Annotated in this window: 1 pseudogene; it reads right to left on the reverse strand. The window is 64.4% G+C overall.

The features are described 5' to 3' along the window. A pseudogene (locus NKI61_RS32750) lies at window positions 1-1,437 on the reverse strand (hypothetical protein); the annotation flags it as partial. Between the last annotated feature and the right edge of the window lie 425 nt (window positions 1,438-1,862).

Genomic DNA, 1,862 nt, shown 5'->3' on the forward strand with positions numbered 1-1,862 from the left:
GAATGGTCCCCGAGACACAATGGAGACAGGTGGCGCGATCGGTGACACAAGAAGCCGGCCGCAATGCAGAGCGCCGGCTGCGCGGGCTCTGTCGGCAGCCGGATCGGACAATTTTGGCCCCATGGGCCTTTGGCGCCTCAGCAAGCAACCCGGCGCGGTGCGGGGCTGCAGAAATGGGGCGAACTGGCGTCGGAATTTCTCGCGCGCGGCACTGGCTCGACAAGACGCCCAATCGGCAGCCGGCGTGGCCCGTAGCGGCGCGCGCGACCTGAGCGGCGGTAATCGAGAGAACCGCCGCTCGGGCCCTGATCGACTATTCGCGCACGAACAGCGGCTGCACCTGTGTCCACTGATCGGCGGTGCGGAGCCGCCGCGGCTGGTGTAGCTTTCGGCCGGGAATTTCATCCAGCGCGGCAGCCAGGTCTCGACCCAGGGGCGGCCATTCTCGCCCGCCAGGAAGTCGCGGATGATGTTCTTTTGCGTCTTGACCTTCTCGGCGACATTGCCGTCCGCGACCAGCTTGCCGCCGACGTCGGCCAGCATCGAATTGGCGATTTCCTTGTCGCGCAAGAGGTCGAAGAAGGCATCGTCCGGTTGCCACCATATGCCCATGTCGACGTTCAGGTGGTTGCCGAGCGCCTCGACGACGGCGCTGCCGGCTGCAAGCGTCTCGGCCATGACAAGGGTGAGAACGCGCATGACATCGTCGTCGCAGAGCGCCAAGAGGCGCGCGAACACGCCGGCGATAGCAACGGCGTCGCCATCGCCGCCGGCGACCAAGCTATCCTCATCCGGTGATCCGAGCAGGGCCAATACCTCGCGCCGCTTTTTGCCGAATGCGGCTTCAGCCTTGCAGCCGGCAAGGCTGGCAGTCACCGTCTCGTTGGCTGCGCGCTGCGGCTCAGGCCGCACCTGCCACAGGCCCGAACCGGTGATGGCGTGCGCCACCACGAGGCGCAGCGCCACGGCGGGATGGTCGAGCATGGCCGCGCGCACGGCGGCATGGCGATGCAGATCGATATAGTTGTGCATCGGGCCGGTGACTTCGGGGCGCGGCAGCTTGGCGGCTGTTTCTTCTTGCTCGCCGCCCTCGCGGGCGCGGCGGGCTTCCTTGCGTGACAGCCAGCCCTCGTGACACTCGACCTCGCCGCGATGCGAGACAGTGATGACGATCTTGCCGCCCTTCTTCTTCGGGGTCTTCTCGTGGTCCCATGCGTGGAAATACTGGCCCGGTTCCAGCGCACAACCTCGCTCCAGCCCTCGTTGAGATAGGTGTCGCGTTTGGTGGCAATCGCTTCGTTCTGCTTTTGCCAGAACAGGTGGGCATCGGCGAAATAGCTGTCCTCGCCGAACAGGTCCGAGGTGATCAGGCCGGGATACTCCTCGATGGCAAACAGTGCCACCTTGGTGGAAATCGACTGGCCGCCGAACAGCCATTGCTTCAATTGATAGCCACGCGGCGCGTATTGATCGGGATCGGCACAGAGTGCCAGCCAGTCCTTCTGCTGCGCCTTGGAAGACATGGTGAGATGGCGCACCGGCTCGGTGTCGATCTCCTCGCGCCGATAGGCTTCGCGGATTTTGGGCAAGAGGTCGCCAAGCGCCAGAATGCGTTTGACCTTGAGATCAGTGATGCCGAAGGTCACAGCGATGTCGAGAACGGTGCGGCCTTGCCTGACAAGCCGCGAAACGTCTCCCATTGCCATACTTCGTCAGGATCGAGGCGGGCGAGGTTTTCGATCAGGAAGCTTCGAGCGCATCGGCGTCGTCACCGTCCTCCATGATGGCGCAGGGCAAGGGATCGCCTTCACCGCGCTCGTCGGCAAGCGATTTCGCGGCGAAATAGCGCCGCCTGCCCGGGT

Origin of the sequence: Mesorhizobium sp. M0514, assembly GCF_040321145.1 — a bacterium.
Lineage (GTDB): Bacteria > Pseudomonadota > Alphaproteobacteria > Rhizobiales > Rhizobiaceae > Mesorhizobium.